At 72.4% G+C, this 17127-nt stretch carries 19 protein-coding genes and 2 pseudogenes; 11 read left to right on the top strand and 10 right to left on the bottom strand.

The features are described 5' to 3' along the window. A partial coding sequence (locus AC1DY2_RS04435) for a cupin domain-containing protein (protein WP_476761307.1) occupies positions 1-433 on the top strand: 433 nt, incomplete at its 5' end. A gap of 51 nt (positions 434-484) precedes the next feature. Here the strand turns inward: AC1DY2_RS04435 and AC1DY2_RS04430 are convergent. Further along, entirely contained in the window at positions 485-856 is a 372-nt protein-coding gene (locus AC1DY2_RS04430; protein ID WP_476761306.1) for a hypothetical protein, read from the bottom strand. A 37-nt stretch (positions 857-893) separates the two neighbouring features. After that, entirely contained in the window at positions 894-1922 is a 1029-nt protein-coding gene (locus AC1DY2_RS04425; RefSeq protein WP_476761305.1) for an NADPH:quinone reductase, read from the bottom strand. A gap of 138 nt (positions 1923-2060) precedes the next feature. On the opposite strand from AC1DY2_RS04425, the gene AC1DY2_RS04420 reads away from it, so the two are divergent. From AC1DY2_RS04420 to AC1DY2_RS04400, 5 genes and pseudogenes are all read left to right on the top strand, one after another. Further along, complete coding sequence (locus AC1DY2_RS04420; RefSeq protein ID WP_309974145.1) at positions 2061-2423, top strand: nuclear transport factor 2 family protein; 363 nt, start codon at positions 2061-2063, stop codon at positions 2421-2423. Between the two features lie 81 nt (positions 2424-2504). Next, a complete protein-coding gene (locus tag AC1DY2_RS04415; RefSeq protein ID WP_476761304.1) occupies positions 2505-2852 on the top strand; it encodes a nitroreductase family deazaflavin-dependent oxidoreductase in 348 nt (115 codons plus the stop codon). A 97-nt stretch (positions 2853-2949) separates the two neighbouring features. Next, entirely contained in the window at positions 2950-3543 is a 594-nt protein-coding gene (locus AC1DY2_RS04410; protein ID WP_476761303.1) for a carboxymuconolactone decarboxylase family protein, read from the top strand. Next, positions 3540-4415 (top strand): RNA polymerase sigma-70 factor, encoded by an 876-nt coding sequence (locus tag AC1DY2_RS04405; protein WP_476761302.1) that lies wholly within the window; start codon positions 3540-3542, stop codon positions 4413-4415. The genes AC1DY2_RS04410 and AC1DY2_RS04405 overlap by 4 nt, the downstream gene beginning before the upstream one ends. A 105-nt stretch (positions 4416-4520) precedes the next feature. Beyond that, positions 4521-5861: pseudogene (locus tag AC1DY2_RS04400) on the top strand (glucose-6-phosphate dehydrogenase); the annotation flags it as partial. Positions 5862-5922: 61 nt separating this feature from the next. Here the strand turns inward: AC1DY2_RS04400 and AC1DY2_RS04395 are convergent. The 5 genes from AC1DY2_RS04395 to AC1DY2_RS04375 form a co-directional block, all read right to left on the bottom strand. Next, complete coding sequence (locus AC1DY2_RS04395) at positions 5923-6681, bottom strand: SDR family oxidoreductase (protein ID WP_476761301.1); 759 nt, start codon at positions 6679-6681, stop codon at positions 5923-5925. A 112-nt stretch (positions 6682-6793) separates the two neighbouring features. Beyond that, complete coding sequence (locus AC1DY2_RS04390; protein ID WP_476761300.1) at positions 6794-7144, bottom strand: sigma-70 family RNA polymerase sigma factor family protein; 351 nt, start codon at positions 7142-7144, stop codon at positions 6794-6796. Continuing rightward, positions 7134-8012, bottom strand: a complete 879-nt coding sequence (locus AC1DY2_RS04385; RefSeq protein ID WP_476761299.1) for an RNA polymerase sigma-70 factor — start codon at positions 8010-8012, stop codon at positions 7134-7136. The genes AC1DY2_RS04390 and AC1DY2_RS04385 overlap by 11 nt, the downstream gene beginning before the upstream one ends. 43 nt (positions 8013-8055) lie before the next feature. After that, a complete protein-coding gene (locus AC1DY2_RS04380) occupies positions 8056-8616 on the bottom strand; it encodes an SRPBCC domain-containing protein (RefSeq protein ID WP_476761298.1) in 561 nt (186 codons plus the stop codon). Further along, a complete protein-coding gene (locus AC1DY2_RS04375; RefSeq protein WP_476761297.1) occupies positions 8613-9980 on the bottom strand; it encodes an FAD-binding oxidoreductase in 1368 nt (455 codons plus the stop codon). The genes AC1DY2_RS04380 and AC1DY2_RS04375 overlap by 4 nt, the downstream gene beginning before the upstream one ends. Before the next feature lie 114 nt (positions 9981-10094). Between AC1DY2_RS04375 and AC1DY2_RS04370 the strand changes: the two genes are divergently transcribed. Genes AC1DY2_RS04370 through AC1DY2_RS04360 form a run of 3 tightly spaced genes read left to right on the top strand, consistent with a single transcriptional unit; the run spans position 10095 to position 11666 of the window. Further along, positions 10095-10745, top strand: a complete 651-nt coding sequence (locus tag AC1DY2_RS04370) for a GyrI-like domain-containing protein (RefSeq protein WP_476761296.1) — start codon at positions 10095-10097, stop codon at positions 10743-10745. A 40-nt stretch (positions 10746-10785) separates the two neighbouring features. Further along, positions 10786-11253 carry a nitroreductase/quinone reductase family protein gene (locus tag AC1DY2_RS04365; RefSeq protein WP_476761295.1) on the top strand — a complete coding sequence of 156 codons (468 nt, stop codon included), beginning with the start codon at positions 10786-10788 and terminating at the stop codon, positions 11251-11253. Next, entirely contained in the window at positions 11253-11666 is a 414-nt protein-coding gene (locus AC1DY2_RS04360; protein ID WP_476761294.1) for a nuclear transport factor 2 family protein, read from the top strand. The genes AC1DY2_RS04365 and AC1DY2_RS04360 overlap by 1 nt, the downstream gene beginning before the upstream one ends. Before the next feature lie 5 nt (positions 11667-11671). Here AC1DY2_RS04360 and AC1DY2_RS04355 read toward each other — a convergent pair whose 3' ends face one another. Together AC1DY2_RS04355 and AC1DY2_RS04350 are read right to left on the bottom strand one after the other, a co-directional pair. After that, the gene (locus tag AC1DY2_RS04355) at positions 11672-13216 is read right to left on the bottom strand and encodes a multicopper oxidase family protein (RefSeq protein ID WP_476761293.1); all 1545 of its coding nucleotides are present in this window, start codon (positions 13214-13216) and stop codon (positions 11672-11674) included. Beyond that, complete coding sequence (locus AC1DY2_RS04350; protein WP_476761292.1) at positions 13200-13691, bottom strand: hypothetical protein; 492 nt, start codon at positions 13689-13691, stop codon at positions 13200-13202. The genes AC1DY2_RS04355 and AC1DY2_RS04350 overlap by 17 nt, the downstream gene beginning before the upstream one ends. Before the next feature lie 197 nt (positions 13692-13888). On the opposite strand from AC1DY2_RS04350, the gene AC1DY2_RS04345 reads away from it, so the two are divergent. Together AC1DY2_RS04345 and AC1DY2_RS04340 are read left to right on the top strand one after the other, a co-directional pair. After that, the gene (locus AC1DY2_RS04345) at positions 13889-15991 is read left to right on the top strand and encodes a sensor histidine kinase (RefSeq protein ID WP_476761291.1); all 2103 of its coding nucleotides are present in this window, start codon (positions 13889-13891) and stop codon (positions 15989-15991) included. Then, positions 15984-16664 (top strand): response regulator, encoded by a 681-nt coding sequence (locus AC1DY2_RS04340; RefSeq protein WP_476761290.1) that lies wholly within the window; start codon positions 15984-15986, stop codon positions 16662-16664. The genes AC1DY2_RS04345 and AC1DY2_RS04340 overlap by 8 nt, the downstream gene beginning before the upstream one ends. A gap of 18 nt (positions 16665-16682) precedes the next feature. Here AC1DY2_RS04340 and AC1DY2_RS04335 read toward each other — a convergent pair. After that, a pseudogene (locus tag AC1DY2_RS04335) lies at positions 16683-17127 on the bottom strand (hypothetical protein); the annotation flags it as partial.

The following is a 17127-nucleotide window of genomic DNA, read 5'->3' as shown; positions in this document are numbered from 1 at the left end:
CGAGACCGCGACGAGGCAGAACGCCAACTATCGCACCGTCGCCTGGACCGGCAAGTACCTGCAGGTCACGCTCATGTCGATCCCGGTCGGCGAGTCGATCGGCCTCGAGTCCCACCCCGAGACCGACCAGTTCCTGCGGGTCGACGCGGGGCGGGGGCGCGCCAAGATGGGCCCGTCCAAGGACGACCTCAGCTTCCAGCAGGATGTCAGCGACGGCTGGAGCATCCAGGTTCCCGCCGGCACGTGGCACGACGTCGAGAACACGGGCGATGTGCCGCTGCGGCTCTACACCGTGTACGCGCCCGTGCACCACGCGGCCGGCGCCGTGCAGCCGACCTCCGATGATGCGGAGAAGGCCGAGAAGTCGGGCAAGGATGAGCCGCCGTCGTGGGCCGTGGAGCCCGAGGAGGGCGAGCCCGACCAGCACGCCTGAGCGGCGGTCGCCGCAGGCGGCATCACCCTCCGGCACCCACCGACGAAGCGCTCAGGTCAGGGCCACGATGAGGCTCAGCACCGCGAGCACCGCGACGACCGGCGTCATCGTGTACCGCTCGGGGCGGCTTCGCGACATCGCGTTGAGCGGGATGCCGAGCACGAAGTAGGCGAAGACGACCCACATGCCGACCGTCGACACGATGTCGGGCACGAGGTCGATCGCGCCCGCGCGGTCGAGGGCGAGCACGGCGATCACCGCATAGACCACGATCGACACGGCGCTGCCGATGCGGAGTCGTGCGGGGAGCACCCGATGGGTGCCGCCCCAGGCGAAGCGTCCGAGCGGCGCGCCGAGCACGAGCGCGAGCTGGAAGACGGCGAGCAGGGCGAGGATGACGGTCAGGGCGATCGCGGCGGGCACGGCGGCGAGCCTATCGCGGGCTCACCGCCGGCCGAGGTCAGGCATCGGTGACGTCGATGAGCACCTTGCCGACGGTGCCGGCCTCGACCGCGTCGTGCGCGTCGGCGGTGCGCTCGAGCGGGAACCTCGTGAGCGGCAGTCCCGCCGCCTCGCCCACCTCGAGCGCACCGTCGGCGAGCGCCCGGTCGAGGTCCTCGGCGGCCGCCGCCAGTGCCGCGTCGCCCACCGTGTAGAGCAGCAGGAACTGGTAGCGCACGTTGAGTGCGAAGTGGTGACGCACGTCGAGCGTCATCTCGGCGCCGCCGTCCGTCGCGTAGACCGCGACGGTGCCGTGGTTCGCGAGCACGCGCGCGTTCAGCTCCGCGTTGCGCGCGGGGGAGACCTCGACGACCTGGTCGACCCCGTCGGGCGCGATGGCGCGGATCGCCTCGGCGGCGTCGCCCACGCGGTAGTTCACGACGTGGTGGGCGCCGGCCGCGGTGGCGAGCGCGGCCTTCTCGGGCGAGCTCACGGTGGTGATCACGCGCGCCCCCGCCCAGTGGGCGAGCTGGATCGCCGCGTGTCCGACGGCACCGGCTCCGCCGGCGACGAGCACCGTGCGTCCGTCGAGGGCGCCCGGTGCGAGCCGGGTCGGGCCGCCGTCGGCGACGGTGAGGGCGCGGTGCGCGGTGATGGCGGGAACGCCGAGCGAGGCCCCGATGTCGAAGCCCGCGGCATCCGGGAGCCTGACGACCCGCTCGGCGGGAAGCACCGCGTACTCCTGTGCGGTGCCGGTCGGTCGGGCGTGCGCGGCGAGGAGCACCCACACCCGGTCGCCGACCTCGAGGCCGGTCACGTCGGCGCCGACCGCGTCGACGACGCCCGAGCCGTCCTGGTTCGGCACCACCTCGGGGAACGGGGTCGGCGTGCCGGGCCGGCCACCGGCACGGGCCTTCCAGTCGGTGGGGTTCACGCCCGACACGACGATGCGGACGCGCACCTCGCCTGAGCCCGGCTCGGGGAGCTCTCGCTCCACGAGGGCGAGGACGGACGAGTCACCGGTCTGCGAATATGCGATCGCTCTCATGCTGAGGGCAACGCCGCCGATCGCGCCATTCTTCCGGTTGGTCCCGGATGCGCCCTTGACGACGGCGGTCGCCCGGAGGAGCCTGATCGCATCCGCAAACCGGCGAGGCGCGGGAGGCCGCGCGAAAGGGCACGGCACATGGAGCACACCGACCTCACCACCGAGCAGATCGCCCGCGCATTCTCCAGCCATCGCTTCGAGGTCGCACTGCCGCACCTCGCCGATGACATCGTGTGGACGCTCGTCGGCACCGACCCCGTGATGGGCCGGAAGGCGGTGAAGAAGACGTGCGAGAAGACGGCCGAGTACCTCGCCGACGTGACGACGGAGTTCCAGCGGTTCCGGAGCGTCGTCGGCGAGGACAGCGTCGTCGTCGACACGCTCGCCCGCTACACCGAGGCCGACGGCGACGTCTCGGTCGTGGCCTCGTGCGACATCTACGACTTCGTCGACGGGCGCGTCACCGAGATCGTGTCGTACACCGTCGAGCTGCCGAGCTGACGGCGGGCGGACTCGGGCGGCGGCGACCTGATGGCCGAGCCGATGCGGCGGGCGGGTGGTCCGCCACGATGGGCGCTGCGGATGTCGGCGCCGTTCGCGATGGCGCTCGCAGGACGCCGATGGATGCCGCTCTGGGGCATCATCCACCATCGCGGACGACGCAGCGGCACGTACTATGCGACCCCGATCGCCCTCGTGCCCACCGTGGCCGACGACGTGTTCCTCATCGGGCTGCCGTGGGGCACCGGCACGAACTGGGCGCGCAACGTGGTCGCCGACGATGGAGCGGTGCTCCAGTGGAAGGGGACGATCCACCGGGCGACGACTCCCCGCATCGTCGGCGCCGACGAGGCCGCCGCCCTGGCGGAGCCGCGGTTCCGGCCCGTGGTCGCCCGGTTCCCGGCGGCCATCGTGCTCAGGCGGGGTTAGCGGGTCTGCCACTCTGGGCCCCGGTGTCACATTCGGCGGGCGGCCGGTGTCTCCATGTCGACGGCACGAACCGCGTGCACGAACCTCTGGAGGAGACATGACCAGCGCAACGCGCGTACCGCCCGCCGAGATCACCGGCCTCTTCGGCGCCCTGGTGAAGCGGATGACCCGCCGGAAGTTCGGTCGCACCCCCGACTCGCTCGGCGTGATGTGGAACCACCCCACCGTGCTCAAGGACCTCATGGGCTTCAACCGCACGGCCGACACGTGGCACGAGCTCGACCCCGAGCTGTCGTCGTATGCGCGCATGGCCACGGCGGCGGCGGTCGGCTGCGACGCCTGCCTCGATATCAATTACTTCAAGGCGCACGACGAGGGCCTCGATGAGGCGAAGGCGCGGGAGGTGCCGCGGTGGCGCGAGTCCGACGTGTTCACGCCCACGGAGCGGCGGGTCATGGCGTACGCCGAGGCCATGAGCCAGACGCCGCCGGCCGTCACCGACGCGATGTCGGCCGAACTGCTCGAGGAGCTGGGCGCCCCGGCGCTGATCGAGCTCACCGCCAAGGTTGGACTCATGAACACGGCCACCCGCATGAACGTCACGCTCGGCATCCACTCCGATGGGCTGGCCGCGACCTGCGGCCTGCCCCCGATCGGCCCTCGTTCGGCCGAAGTAGGCTCGCCCGCATGAGCGAAGACCCGTTCGTCACGCACCGCGGCCTGCTCTTCACCGTCGCCTACGAGCTGCTCGGTTCCGCGGCCGACGCCGAGGACGTGCTGCAGGAGTCCTGGCTGCGATGGAAGGACGTTGACCGGTCCGAGGTGCGCGAACCGCGCGCTTACCTCGTACGGATCGTGACGCGCCAGGCCCTGAACCACCTGCGCACCGTGTCGCGGCGCCGGGAGGAGTACGTCGGCGAGTGGCTGCCCGAGCCATTGCTCACGAGTCCGGATGTCGCCGACGACGTCGAGCTCGCCGAGAGCGTGTCGATGGCGATGCTGACCGTGCTCGAGACGCTCGCGCCCACCGAACGCGCGGTGTTCGTGCTGCGGGAGGTGTTCGACGTGCCCTACGACGAGATCGCCAGGGCGGTCGACAAGACGCCCGCCGCGGTGCGGCAGATCGCGCACCGAGCGAAGGACCACGTGGCCGCGCGCCGGCCACGGGTCACCGTGGACCGCGCCGAGCAGGAGGCCGTCGTGGAGCGATTCATCGCGGCAGCCAGCTCGGGCGACGTGCAGGGGCTCATGGACGTGCTCGCTCCCGACGTGGTCTCCGTCGCCGACGGCGGCGGACTGGTGCGCGGGGCCGCACGCCGGCCGATCGTCGGGGCTGACAAGATGGCGCGGTACCTCGTCGGCGGGCTCTCGAAGCTCGGCCGGCCGTTCACGGCGCGGCTGATCTGGGTCAACGGCCAGCCCGGCGTGCGCGTCGAGGTCGCCGGGGAGCTGGTCGGGGCGGTCAGCATGGACATCGAGGGCGGGCGGATCGCACGCCTCTACTCCGTCGCGAACCCCGAGAAGCTGGGCTGGCTCGACGAGGAGGCGGCGATCACCCGCTGACGAGCCCGTGTCAACCCCGCCGCCGGCGTGGCGCGCCGGGCCGCATCGCGCTTAGCGTTGCTGCAGGCGCGCCCTCGTGTGACGCGCATCCCACGGGAGGCACGCATGACGGATTCGGCGACGCTGCTCATCCTCGGGGCCGACGGCGACCTCACGAAGCGCCTGCTGCTGCCAGGGCTCGGCACGCTCCTCGCGGCGCATGAGGTGGACCTCGAGGTGATCGGCTCAGGGCTGACCGAGCGCACCGAGCAGGAGTGGCGGGACCTCGTCGCCAGTGCCCTCGAGTCGGTGCCCGAGCCTCGCCGCACGCGGCTGCTCGAGTCGACGCGGTACGTCCGGGCCGACGCGACCGACGCGGACGCGCTCGCCGGCCTGCTCGCCGCGTGCTCGCACGCACCCGTCGTGTACTTCGCCCTCCCGCCCGCGGTGACCGCGCGGGTCTGCCTCGTGCTCGAGCACCTCGACGTGCCCGACGGGCTGCGGCTCGCCCTCGAGAAGCCCTTCGGCTCGGATCGCGAGAGCGCCCACGAGCTCAACGAGCTGCTCACCCGCATCGTGCCCGAGCGCCAGGTCTTCCGCATCGACCACTTCCTCGGCCGGGCGACCGTGCTGAACCTGCTCGGCACGCGCTTCGCGAACCGCATGATCGAGCCGGTGTGGCACCGGGGCGCGATCGAGCGCGTCGAGATCGTCTACGACGAGACGCTCGGCCTCGAGGGGCGCGCCGGGTACTACGACGGCTCCGGCGCGCTCGTCGACATGATCCAGAGCCACCTGCTCGCGGTGCTGGCGCTCGTGGCCATGGAGCCGATCGACCGGATCGACGAGGTGGAGCTCCGCGATGCGATCGCGGCGGTGCTGCGCCGGACCGCCGTCTGGGACGACGATCCGGTGGCCTCCAGCCGGCGGGCCCGCTACGGCGCCGGGGAGATCGAGGGACGCTCCCTGCCTGCGTACGCCGATGAGCCCGGCGTCGATCCCCAGCGCGGCACGGAGACGCTCGCGCAGGTCGTCGTCGGGATCGACACCGACCGGTGGCGCGGGGTGCCGTTCCTGCTCCGTTCCGGGAAGGGCCTCGGGCGCGCGCGCAAGATCGCGCGTGCGGTGTTCCGCCCCGCCGCCCCGATCGAGGGGCTCGAGGGTACGCCCCGCTCCGACTGGATCGAGCTCGACCTGAGTTCCGGCGAGGTCGAGATCGGCCTGACCATGAACGGCGGCGGCGATCCGTTCGCCCTCGAGCAGACCACGCTCGTCGCCCAGCAGGTGCCGGGGGCGCTCCTGCCCTACGGCGAGGTGCTGAAGGGCATCCTCGGCGACGACCCGACCCTCTCGATCAGGGGTGACGTCGCCGAGGAGTGCTGGCRCATCGTGGAGCCCGTGCTCGCCGCGTGGCGTGCGGGCCGGGTGCCGCTCGACGAGTACCCGGCGGGCTCCGACGGACCCGACGGGTGGCGGCAGCCCGACCCCAGCTGWCGGCTACTGCAACGGGGCCCTACTGCCTCGCGGCCTACCGCACCRCGGCCGGCTGCGCGGCCAGCCACTCGGCGAACGTCGTCGTCGACAGCTGCGCGTCGGGGCCGGGAACGAGCTCGGTGCCCTCGAGCCGGGTGCCGAAGTAGTGCGCCTCGGGGTCGCCGACGACCGTGCGCGGGTCTTCCTTCGCCGCGAGCGCGGTGCGCACGAGTTCGTCCTGCGCGACGCGCTCGGGGCCGCCGATCTCGACGGTACCGTTGACGGGGTCGCCCGCGGCGACGCGCGCGACGGCGGCCGAGACATCCGCTGCCGCGATCGGCTGCATCAGCCCCGTGCTGAGGCGCGCCGTGCCGTCGACGGTGGCCTCGTCGGCGATGCGCCCGACGAACTCGTAGAACTGCGTCGCACGCACGATCGAATAGGGCAGGCGCGACTCCTCGATGAGCTGCTCCTGCGCGACCTTCGCGCGCAGGTAGCCGCTGCTCGGCAGGCGGTCGGCCCCGACGACCGAGAGCGCGACGTGGTGCGTCACGCCCGCCTCGCGCTCGGCGGCGAGCAGGTTGTTCGTCGACGTGGTGAAGAACGCGAGCACGTCGTCGTCGGCGAACGACGGGGAGTTCGACACGTCCACCACGACGTTCGCGCCGGCGAGCACCTCGGCGAGGCCCTCGCCCGTGATGGTGTTCACGCCCGAGTTCGGCGACGCCGGGACGGCCTCGTGACCATGCTCGGCGAGGTGCTCGACGACCTTGGAGCCGATGAGGCCGGTGCCTCCGATGACGACGATCTTCATGAGTGGTGCCTTCCGTCAGGGCTGCGGCGTCTCCGCTGCCGTCATCAAGCTCTGACCGGCCGGCCTGTCGATTTGTGACGGGATGAGCCGAAGATCGACCCTGACGGACGGTTCATCGGTTCCAGTGCGCGAGCTTGCCGGCCGACGTCGTCAGCCACAGCCGGTCGATGGTGCTCCCGCCGAGGTCGAAGGAGAGCACGCCGAGCACCTGCCCGTCGGCGCCCCGCAGCGCGAGCCCGGGGACGCCGTTCACGTGCGCGGCCTCGATCGCGGCATCCGGCCGGTTCGCCAGTCGTTCCCTGAGCACGCGGATGACGCGGGCTCGGCCGCGCACCTCGCCCCCGGTCTCGTCGCCGGCGTCGATGCACAGGTGGATCTCGGGGTTCAGCACGCTCGCCAGCGCCAGGTCGTCGCCCTGCTGCAGTGCGGAGCGGAGGCGGGCGGCGCAGACGTCATGACGCACGGGGGCTCACCGCGGCGAGCTTCTCGGGGTTCATCATCCAGAGCACCTGCTCGATGCCCTGCGCCGCGGCGACGACGCTGACCACCGCGAACGTCACGCCCTCCTTCGAGAGCAGCACCGAGGGCTGGCCGTTGGTCTCGGCGGCGGTGACGGTCACGCCCTCCCAGAAATGGGTGTGGAACGCGCGCACGAACTTCGCCACCCGCTCGCGCCCGACCACCGGGAACCTCGAGGCGCGCACGACGCCGCCGCCGTCGGAGTAGGACACGACGTCCTCGGCGAACAGGTGCTCGAGCTCCTCGAGGTCGCCGGTCCGCGCGGCCGCGAGGAACGCGTCGAGCAGCCGGCGCTGCTCGGCCTGGGTCACTTCGCGCCGTCGTTCGCCGGCGAGGTGCTTGCGGGCGCGGCTCACGAGTTGTCGGGCGGCGGGTTCGGAGACCTGCACGATCTCGCAGATCTGGTCGTAGGGGTAGGCGAACGCCTCGCGCAGCACGTACGCGGCCCGCTCCGTGGGCGTGAGTCGTTCCAGCATCACCAGCACGGCGAAGCCGAGTGCCTCGGCACGTTCGGCGCCGAGGGTGGGATCGGCGCTCGTGTCGACCGGCTCGGGCAGCCACGGACCGATGTAGGTCTCGCGGCGGGCGCGCGCCGACTGCAGCGCGTTGATGGCGAGGCGCGTCGTCGTCGTGGCGAGGAACGCGGCCGGCTCCTGCACGACCGACCGGTCGGTGCCCTGCCAGCGCAGCCAGGCATCCTGCACGAGGTCCTCGGCCTCCGACGCGCTGCCGAGCATGCGGTAGGCGATCCCGAACAGCCGCGGTCGCACGGCGGTGAAGACGGCGAGCGCGTCGTCGAGGTTCGCATCCATGTCGTGTCCTGTCGGTCGGCGGATGGGGCCGCATGCGCCCCTGTCAGCTGAGACCGGATGGCGCCGGCGGTTGTGACGGCATCCGGGAAGATTCTGCACCGGATGCCGCGGGCGCGGTGTCGGCCAGCACGGCGGCCAGCCCGTTCAGCTGCAGCCGGGTGCTGCCTTCGAGGTGCGCGACGTCGTGAGCCGGGATGTCGGTGAGCGCGAAGAAGCGGTACTGCTCCGTCCACTCGAGCTGCGTGCCGGCACCATCGGCGGAGAATTCGATGGTGCGAAGCGCCGCCCACCGCAGCACGTCGTCGATGCGCACGCTGTAGCTCAGCACGATGCGCTCGTCGGGCACGAGGTCGAAGAAGGTCGACGCGTACTCGACGTGCTCCTCCCGGTCGGGCATGGCGAAGACCGTCGTGGCGATCTCGCGGCCGCCCACCCGGAAGTCGAGCACGTAGGTCTGACGTGCGCGGTCGCCGGGCTGCCGGAACCACCTGCGACGGACGGGCTCGTCCCGGAACGCGGCGAACACCCGCGCAGCCGGCGCGTCGAGCCGTGCCGTCTCGGTGAATGCGCCGCCCAGCGGTGCGGCTGCGCCGTCCGGGCTCACGCCGCGGCGCGTGTCAACGGCCGGTTGCTGCGGAAGATCCCGTCGGGATCGACTCGCTGCTTCACCGCCGCGAGCCGGTCGACGACGTCGGCCGGGTAGGCGTCGGCGAGCGTCGTCCCGAGCCCGAGGAAGGTCGGCACGGTGCGGTCGCCCGGATGCCGCTCGACGAGGTCGCGTAGCGGCTGCAGCGCGGGGCCGGGGTCGAGAGTCGGGTCGAACAGCACCACGCCCGAGTTCAGGAACCCGCCCGCGTGCACCGCGCCCACCGCCGAGGACTCGGCCCCGAGCTCATCCGCGATGGCACCGCCGAGCGCGCGCACGCTGCACCGCATGAGGCCGAGGTCGGCGCCGGCGAGGAACGCGTCGACGAACTGGCGCGCGAACGCCTCGTCGAGCCGGTCGATCGAGCCGCCGAAGTCGGCACTCGGCATGGGGTCGACGGGCTCGGCGGCCACGGCGGCGAGGGAGCCGATCGTGAACGGCGTGAGCGTGTTCGCGACCGGCTCGGCGACCGCGATGAGCCGGTCGGCGTAGGAGCGGGCGGTGTCCTCGTCGCCGATGTGCACGAGGGCCACGGTGGCGAGGGTCTGGCCGCGCAGCGGCGGCGGCAGCATGGGCAGGTCGGGGAACCTGGCCATGCCGATGTCGAGGCCGAGCTCGGGGATGTCGCGTGCCAGCTCGAACGCGGCGGTGAGCACGTCGACGGCGTTGCGCGCCGGGAAGGCGAGGCTGCCGCCGAAGAGCGACTCGCCGGGATACAGCGACAGCTCGATGGCGGTGACCACGCCGAACAGCCCGCCTCCGCCGCGGAGCGCCCAGATGAGGTCGGCGTCGTCGGCGTCGGTGACGCGTCGCACCTCGCCCGCGGCATCCACCAGCTCGACGGCGATGATCGAGCGCGCGGTGAGGCCGAAGCGGCGGCTGAACATCGACTGCCCGCCGTTCAGCGCGAGCCCCACCACGTTCACCTCGGGGTTCGAGCCGGCCAGGGCGACGTGGCCGGTGCCGTCGAGGCGCTCGAGCACTCGGCCCCAGTTGACGCCGGCGCCGACGCGCAGCAGCGGGGACGCGAGGTCGACCGTGATCTCGTCGAAGCGCGACGGCCGGATCAGGATGACGCCCGAGAGGTCGCCGTCGGCCCCGTGTCCGTTGGGCTGCGTCGTGACGCCGTAGCCTCCCTCGCGCGCCGCGCGAACGATCGCCTGTACTTCGGCGACGTCTGCCGGTGTGGCGATCGCTGCGGGCCGCTGGTCGACGGCGAGGTTCCACGCCAGCCGAGCGGTGTCGTAGTCGGGATCGCCCACGAGCACGAGCGTGCCCTGCAGGTCGGATCGGAGTCGGTCGAGGTGCGTGGAGTCGGTCATCGTCATCCCTTCGGTCCGTCGCCCAACGTATCGCCGGGCACCGACAGTGGGAAGGGGGACGTCCGGCCGAGGCATCCGGTCGTCGCTGTCGGGGCGCCCCCGTACGATCCGGGTATGACCGAACCGGCCGAGGCGAAGTACGACGTCAAGCGCGCCCATCGCGAGCTGTACGCCCCGTCCGCGAAGGGATTCGCCGTCGTCGAGGTGCCGCCCATGCGCTACCTCGCGGTCGACGGGCACGGCGACCCCAACGAGGCAGTCGCCTATCGGCAGGCGGTCGAGGCGCTGTTCGGCGTCGCGTACGCGGTGAAGTTCGCGAGCAGGCGCGAGCACGGCCGCGACCTCGTCGTCGCGCCGCTCGAAGGACTCTGGTGGGCCGGTGATGCCGCCGCGTTCGTGGCGCGCGACAAGGCCTCGTGGAACTGGACCATGCTCATCGCCCAGCCCGACTGGATCGACGACGAGGCGGTCGCCGCGGCCGTCGACGCGGCGCGCGCGAAGGCGAAGAAGGGCGGCGGCGACGTGAACCCGGCACTCGACGGGCTCCGCCTGCTGCACCTGCACGAGGGCACGTCGGCCCAGATCCTGCACGTCGGCTCGTACGACGACGAGGCGCCGACGCTCGCGCACCTGCACGACGAGTGGATGCCGCAGCAGGGCGTCACCTTCAACGGCCCGCACCACGAGGTCTACCTCAGCGACGCACGCCGAACCGCCCCCGAGAAGCTGCGCACCGTGCTGCGCCAGCCGGTGCGCCCGCGCTGATCCGCGGGATACTGGGGAGAGCACACCGAGGAGGCGACCCATGGCCCTCGACACCCCCAACGGAACACGCGGAGCCCGCCAGCCCGGCCACAGCAGGCTCGAGAAGTGGGGCAACCGGATGATGGTCGACCGCATCCGCCGCAAGGGAGACCGCAGCGGCACGAAGGTCGTGCTCGTCACAGTCGGGCGCAAGACCGGCGAGGAGCGGATGAACCCGGTGCGCTGGTTCCCCGCCGACGGTGACGCGAGGTACATCGTCGCCTCCGCCTCGGGCGCCGCGAAGAACCCGGCGTGGTACTGGAACATCCGTTCCCACCCCGATCGGGTCCGCATCGAGTTCGCCGGCCAGCGCATCGACGTCGTGCCCGAGCAGTTGCACGGGGCCGAGCGCGGCGCGGCGTGGGCGCAGATCACCGCCGCGGCCCACGGCTTCGCGAAGTACGAGCGCATCACCGACCGCGAGATCCCCGTGATCCGGCTGACGCCGCGCACGGGCGGTGACGCGTGATGCATGCCGCCATCGACCGGCTCGTGACGGCGATCAACGCCCACGACCTCGATGCCATGGTCGCCCTGTTCCATCCTGAGTACGACAGCCGGCAACCTGCGCATCCCGGGCGGACCTTCGTGGGCAGGGAGCAGGTGCGCGCGAACTGGGGCGCGATGTTCTCGGGCATACCCGACTTCCAAGCGGAGCTCGTCCGGTCGACGCAGGACGGCGACCTGGAATGGTGCGAGTGGGCGTGGACGGGCACCCGTTCCGACGGGCAGCCGTTCGACGTGCGCGGCGTCACCCTGTTCGAGGTCCGCGACGGCCTCATCGTTGCCGGGACCCTGTACGTCGAGGACCTCGAGCGCGACGCGGGCGACATCGAATCGGCGGTCGAAGGGCTCTCGGGCGCCCGTCCCGGCGACGCCTGACGCGCTCACTCGGGCTGGTTGCCCGCGTCGCCGTTGATCGTGAACGGCGTGGTCACGCCCTCGTACATGACATGGGCGATGAGCCCGTCGACGGCGTGCGGGAGCGTGTGGCAGTGGTCGCTCCAGATTCCCGGGTTGTCGGCGAGGAACGCGACGTCATAGCGCTCGCCCGGGTGCACGTCGAGCGAGTCGACGATCCAGGGACTTCCGGATGCCGCGACCCCGTCGCGGGAGAGCACGACGACGTGGTGCCCGTGCAGGTGCATCGGGTGCACGTCGCCCGAGTCGTTGCGGAGGTGCATGACGACCACGTCGCCCTCGCGCACGTGGAACATCGGCACGTCGGGGAACATGCGCCCGTTGATCGTCCAGAAATTGCCGGGGCGTCCGTCGATGAGGCCGAAGCGGCGTGCAATCACGTAGTCGAAGACCTGGTCCGGCGTTGTCGGGTCGAAGTCGAGCGCGGCGGGCGCGCCGTACGCGAGCAGGTCGAGCGTCGCAGCGGGTTGGCGAGCGGGAGCGGGAGCGGGTGCCCCGAGATCGCCGATCACGACGCTGCGTGCGCCGCCGACGTGCAGCCGCACGGGCTCACCGGGCGCGGGCGCCTGCACCGCGACATCCGCCCGCCCGCCGGCCGGCACGAGCAACCGCTGCCCCTCGACGTCCGTCGGCTCGTGCACCTCGTGCCCGTCGGTGGCGACGACGCGGAACGGCGCCGCCGACCAGACCGAGGCGGTGCCCTGGTCGGTGTTGATCACGCGGACCCGCACCGTCGATCCGGGTGCGGCGTCGACGCGCTCGTCGGCCGCTCGACCGTTCAGCGTGTACTGGCCGCCGTACACGTGCAGCAGTGCGGTGACGTCGGCGTCGGTTGCGAGCGGCCCCGCGGCATCCGACGGCTCGATGACGATCGCACCGAGGAGCCCGCGCTCGACCTGCACGTGCGACACCTGGTGCGAGTGGTACCAGTACGTGCCGGCCTGCGTCGCCTCGAACCGGTAGACGAAGCGGCCACCCACCGGCACCGCGTCCTGCGTGATGCCGGCGACGCCGTCGGCCGCATTGGGCACGTCGATGCCGTGCCAGTGCAGCGTGGCGCCATCGGCGACCGACTCGTTCACGAAGGTCACCTCGACGAGGTCGCCCTGGCGTGCGCGGATCTCGGGGCCCGGCGACGTGCCGTTCACCGTGTAGCCGTCGACGGCCTGACCCCCGGGGATCTCGATCTTCTGCTGCCGGGCGACCAGCTCGACACGCACGTCGGCGGGCCGGTCGGGGTCGGCCGTCAACGAGGTCACGCTGACCTCGCCGGTGCGGCCGACGGTTCCGGATGCCGCGGCGGAGCCGCCCGCGCCCGCACCGCCCGCAGCGTCTCCGCCGTGGCCGGCGTGCGCGTGGGCCGGCGCATGCCCGCTCGCGTCGCCGCCCATGTCCATGACCGAGTACTCGCCGAGCAGCGTGGAACTCCACGCCAGCGCGCCGGCGCCGAGCGCGATCACGACCGCGACCCCGACGACGGCGCACCGCACGACCTCACGCCGAGAGGGCATCGGAGGTCGCCGCCTCGGCGTCGGCCGTCGAACCCGATCGAGCCGCGGCCCGCGGCGCCCGACCCACGCGCAACGCGCCCATGACCGCGGCGAACACGACCGCGAGCGCGTTCGCGCCATGGATGAGCCCGAGGTACGGCATGCCGACGAGGGAGAAGCCGAGCACCACCTGCAGCACCACCAGCCCGAGGGTGATCGCGGCCCAGAGCTTCGCGCCGCGCACCCGCACGAAGAGCGAGACGACGACGAGCGCCACCGCGAGCAGCGGCAGCACCACCCCGCCGACGATCCCGTGGATCCAGAAGCCGAGCTCGCCGGTGCCCCCGGCCGTGCGGCTCTCGAGGAGGGCCTTGTCGACGACGTCGCCGTTCGACACCCGGTTGAGCAGGCCGCCGAACGCGAACGCGATGGCGGCGGCTTGCACGACCACGCCGCCCGCGGTGATCCAGGCCAGTGACGAGTAGACCTTGCGCATGATGGGACTCCCTGTTCGTGCGGCTCGCCGTCGTGGCATCCGCTCGCCCCCGACCCTCGCCGAGCCGTCGCCGAGCCGGAACGCAGCAGACCGGACGCCGCGTGGCGGGGGACCGCAGACGCCATGGAGGCCAGCCCCCAAGGGCTGGTGCGGATGCCCCTCTCCCGCCGGCCGCGCCGAAGGAGGACCATGGGGGTGTGGACCGCAGGTGGGTGTGCCTCGCAACGCTCGGCCCGATCGGGGTCGCGTCAGTGGTGTACGTCGTCGTGGTGCAGGGGTTCATCCATCCCGAGTTCGACCATCAGCTCGCCTGGCCGCTGCTCGGCGCGCTGCCACTGTTCGTGTTCGGCATGTGGCTGCTCACCGTCTCGGCGTCGCGCATGGCGCTGCTGATCGCCCTCGGCTCGACGGCGATGCTCGTCGGGTCGGCGTACGAGACGTTCGTGCAGGCGAACCTCGACGTGCTCGCGCAGCCGTGGTTCCCCCTCTTCAACGTGATCGGGCTGACCGCTGACGCGACGGCCACGTCGGCGTTCCTCGTGGTGTTCGCGACGTTCCCCGACGGGGTCGCCGAGCTGCGCTGGCAGCGGATCGCGGTCGTCGCGCTCTGGACGCCGATGCTCGTCGGGCCGCTGACCCTGATCACGACCCCGCACGTCGTGACGTCGCCGTACCTCGGCGTCAGCGGCGACACCGTCGCGAACCCGTACGTCGTTCCGTGGCTGGAGTGGGCCGCGCCCGCGGTGGAGTACCTCTTCGTGCAGCCGTGGCCTGCGGTCGCCGTCAGCCTCGCGGTGCTCGCGACGCGTGCCCTGTTCGGCTCGCCGCCGGTGCGGGCGCGCACCCGAGTGACGGCGTTGACGATCGGCGTCGCCATGGTGATGTTCTGGGCCTGGACGTTCTTCCCGGCCAGCTGGGTCGTGCAGGTGCTCGTGCTCGTCTCGCTGTTCGCCCTGCCCATCTCGGCGATCCACGGCATCCTCCGCTACGGCGCCTTCGACATCGCCCCCGGGGATCGCGGTCGCGTCGTCGGGCGTTCGTCGGACCTGCTCATCACGATCCTCTACGGCATCGCCGTCGCGACGCCAGCGGTGCTGCTCGCGCCGCAGCTCGACGTGCTGCCTGCAGTGCTCATCACCGTGCTCGTCGCGATGGTGCTGCTGCCGGTTCGCGGGTGGGCGCAGCGGCGCCTGCACCGCACGCTCTTCGGCGATCGCGAGCGCCAGTTCAACATGCTCAGCGAGCTCGGTTCGCGACTCGAGGGCGCCGGCGAGCCGCGCGACCTGCTCACCCATCTCGCGCACGCGGTGTACGACGGACTCGATGCGTCGTGGGTGCGGATCCGGTTGGTGTCGACCGATGGGGCGCTCGCCGCGTCGCCGGTCGGGGCGGCGGGTGACGTGCCGGGTGCGACCTCGGCCGCCGACACCGCCGAGCCGACGCTCGCCGCCGACCTCCTGCGCCTCGACGAGGTGCTCGGGCGCATCGAGGTGGGACCCCGGCATCACGGTGAGTACAGCGACGCCGAGCGGCTGCTGCTGCGCACCGTCGCGGGCCAGGCCGCGGCATCCGTCGCCAACGTGCGTCTCACCGCCCAGCTCGCCGAGCAGCTCGACGAGCTCACCGCCTCACGGGAGCGGCTCGTGGCCGCGCAGGACGACGAGCGCCGGCGCCTGGAGCGCGACCTGCACGACGGCATCCAGCAGAACGTGGTCGCGCAGATCGCCGGCCTCCGGCTCGCCCGCAATCGTCTGGAGCGCGGCGAGCTCGCCCCTGCGGAGCTCGCCGAGCTGCAGGACCAGGCCCGGGAGACGCTCACCGACCTGCGGGAGCTGGCGCAGGGCATCCACCCGCCGGTGCTGAGCGACAACGGGCTGGTCGCTGCGGTCGAGTCGGGCGTGGCCCGCTATCCCATCCCGCTCTCGGTCGAGGCGGATGCCGCGGTGCGCGCCGAGCGGTATCCCGACGACGTGGAGACCACCGCGTACTACGTGGTGCGGGAGGCCCTCGCGAACACTGCCAAGCACGCCAACGCGACGCACGCGTCGGTCGGGCTGGCGCGTTCGAACGGCCATCTGCGCATCTCGATCAGCGACGACGGCTGCGGCATGGGCGCGGTGTCGCCGGCGTCGGCGTCGGGCGGCGGGCTCGCGAACATCCGCGACCGCGTGGCGGCCCTGCGGGGGAGCGTGCGCGTGTCGGCGGCCGAGCCGTCGGGCACGACCGTCTCGGTGGACCTGCCCGTCGCGACATCGGCGGGTGCGGAGGCAGCCGGTCCGGGAGGCGGACGCGGTGGATGACCCGGGCGTGCTGCGCGTCGTGATCGCCGAGGACAACTACCTCGTGCGCGAGGGCCTCCGGCGCCTGCTCGAGGACTCCGGCGAGATCGACGTGGTCGCGTCGGTCGGCAACGGCATCGAGCTGCTCGACGCCGTGCGGCGGCTTGCGCCCGACGCGGTGCTCACCGACATCCGGATGCCGCCGGGCCACCACATGGAGGGCATCGAGGCCGCGCACGCGATCCGCGCCGCATCGGCGACGACCGGCGTGGTCGTGCTGTCGCAGCATGCCGACGAGAGCTACGCGCTGGCGCTCTTCGACGACGGCTCGGCCGGCCTCGGCTACCTGTTGAAGGATCGCATCGGCGACCTCGAGGACCTCGTGCACGCGCTCCGCGAGGTATGCGCCGGCGGCTCGGTGATCGACCCCCAGATCGTCGACACGCTCGTGCGGCGGCGCAGCGCCGCCGGTGCGGCGAGCCCCTTGGCGGCGCTGTCGCCGCGCGAGCTCGAGGTGCTGCGCGAGATGGCCGCGGGCAAGACCAACGCGGGCATCGAACAGGCGCTGTTCCTGTCGTCGTCGACGGTCGAGAAGCACGTGAACGCCATCTTCACGAAGCTGCGGCTGCCCGAGTCGGGCGTGCACCGGCGGGTCGCGGCGGTGCTCGCGTTCCTGCAGAGCACGAGCGCCTGACTCGCCGGCGCGGGCGGCTCACAGCGCGACGCTGCTGAGCACCTCGGTCGCGGCGATCTTCAGCACGCCGCCCTCGTCCACGAGCCGATACGCCGTCACCTCCTGCACCACGGAGCCGTCGGTGAACGTGTAGGTGAGCGTCGCCTGGCCCTGGTCGGGGGCGGTCGCCGTCACGTCGGTGATCTGCAGGGCGGCGACGTCGTTCCAGAAGTCCTCGTAGGCGCCCCTGCCGCCGACGTGGTTCTCCTGGTAGTCGGCCGTCATCATCGTCCAGGCGGCGTCGAGGTCGCCGGGCACGAGGGCGTAGTAGCCGGTCAGGGTGTCGACGACCCGCTGCTCGGGGGTCGCGGGCTGGGGCTGCGGCGTCGGCGTCGGCGTCGGCTCGGCGGACGCGCTGGGGCTCGGCGCGGGAGCGGGTTGCGGCTCGGGCTCGGCTGACGGCGTCGACGCGGAGGAGGTCGCG

The organism is Agromyces sp. P1_H4 (assembly GCF_056405255.1).
The sequence above is the reverse complement of the archived record's forward strand: the minus strand, read 5'-3'. Positions and strand labels throughout refer to the sequence as shown.

Bases quoted from the DNA above. Each gene is read 5' to 3' on its own strand.
- AC1DY2_RS04365 (WP_476761295.1), top strand. From the start codon at position 10,786: ATGGCCCTCGACACCCCCAACGGAACACGCGGAGCCCGCCAGCCCGGC.
- AC1DY2_RS04360 (WP_476761294.1), top strand. From the start codon at position 11,253: ATGCATGCCGCCATCGACCGGCTCGTGACGGCGATCAACGCCCACGAC.
- AC1DY2_RS04350 (WP_476761292.1), bottom strand. From the start codon at position 13,691: ATGCGCAAGGTCTACTCGTCACTGGCCTGGATCACCGCGGGCGGCGTG.
- AC1DY2_RS04420 (WP_309974145.1), top strand. From the start codon at position 2,061: ATGGAGCACACCGACCTCACCACCGAGCAGATCGCCCGCGCATTCTCC.
- AC1DY2_RS04415 (WP_476761304.1), top strand. From the start codon at position 2,505: ATGTCGGCGCCGTTCGCGATGGCGCTCGCAGGACGCCGATGGATGCCG.
- AC1DY2_RS04410 (WP_476761303.1), top strand. From the start codon at position 2,950: ATGACCAGCGCAACGCGCGTACCGCCCGCCGAGATCACCGGCCTCTTC.
- AC1DY2_RS04385 (WP_476761299.1), bottom strand. From the start codon at position 8,012: ATGGATGCGAACCTCGACGACGCGCTCGCCGTCTTCACCGCCGTGCGA.
- AC1DY2_RS04355 (WP_476761293.1), bottom strand. From the start codon at position 13,216: ATGCCCTCTCGGCGTGAGGTCGTGCGGTGCGCCGTCGTCGGGGTCGCG.
- AC1DY2_RS04375 (WP_476761297.1), bottom strand. From the start codon at position 9,980: ATGACCGACTCCACGCACCTCGACCGACTCCGATCCGACCTGCAGGGC.
- AC1DY2_RS04370 (WP_476761296.1), top strand. From the start codon at position 10,095: ATGACCGAACCGGCCGAGGCGAAGTACGACGTCAAGCGCGCCCATCGC.
- AC1DY2_RS04405 (WP_476761302.1), top strand. From the start codon at position 3,540: ATGAGCGAAGACCCGTTCGTCACGCACCGCGGCCTGCTCTTCACCGTC.
- AC1DY2_RS04425 (WP_476761305.1), bottom strand. From the start codon at position 1,922: ATGAGAGCGATCGCATATTCGCAGACCGGTGACTCGTCCGTCCTCGCC.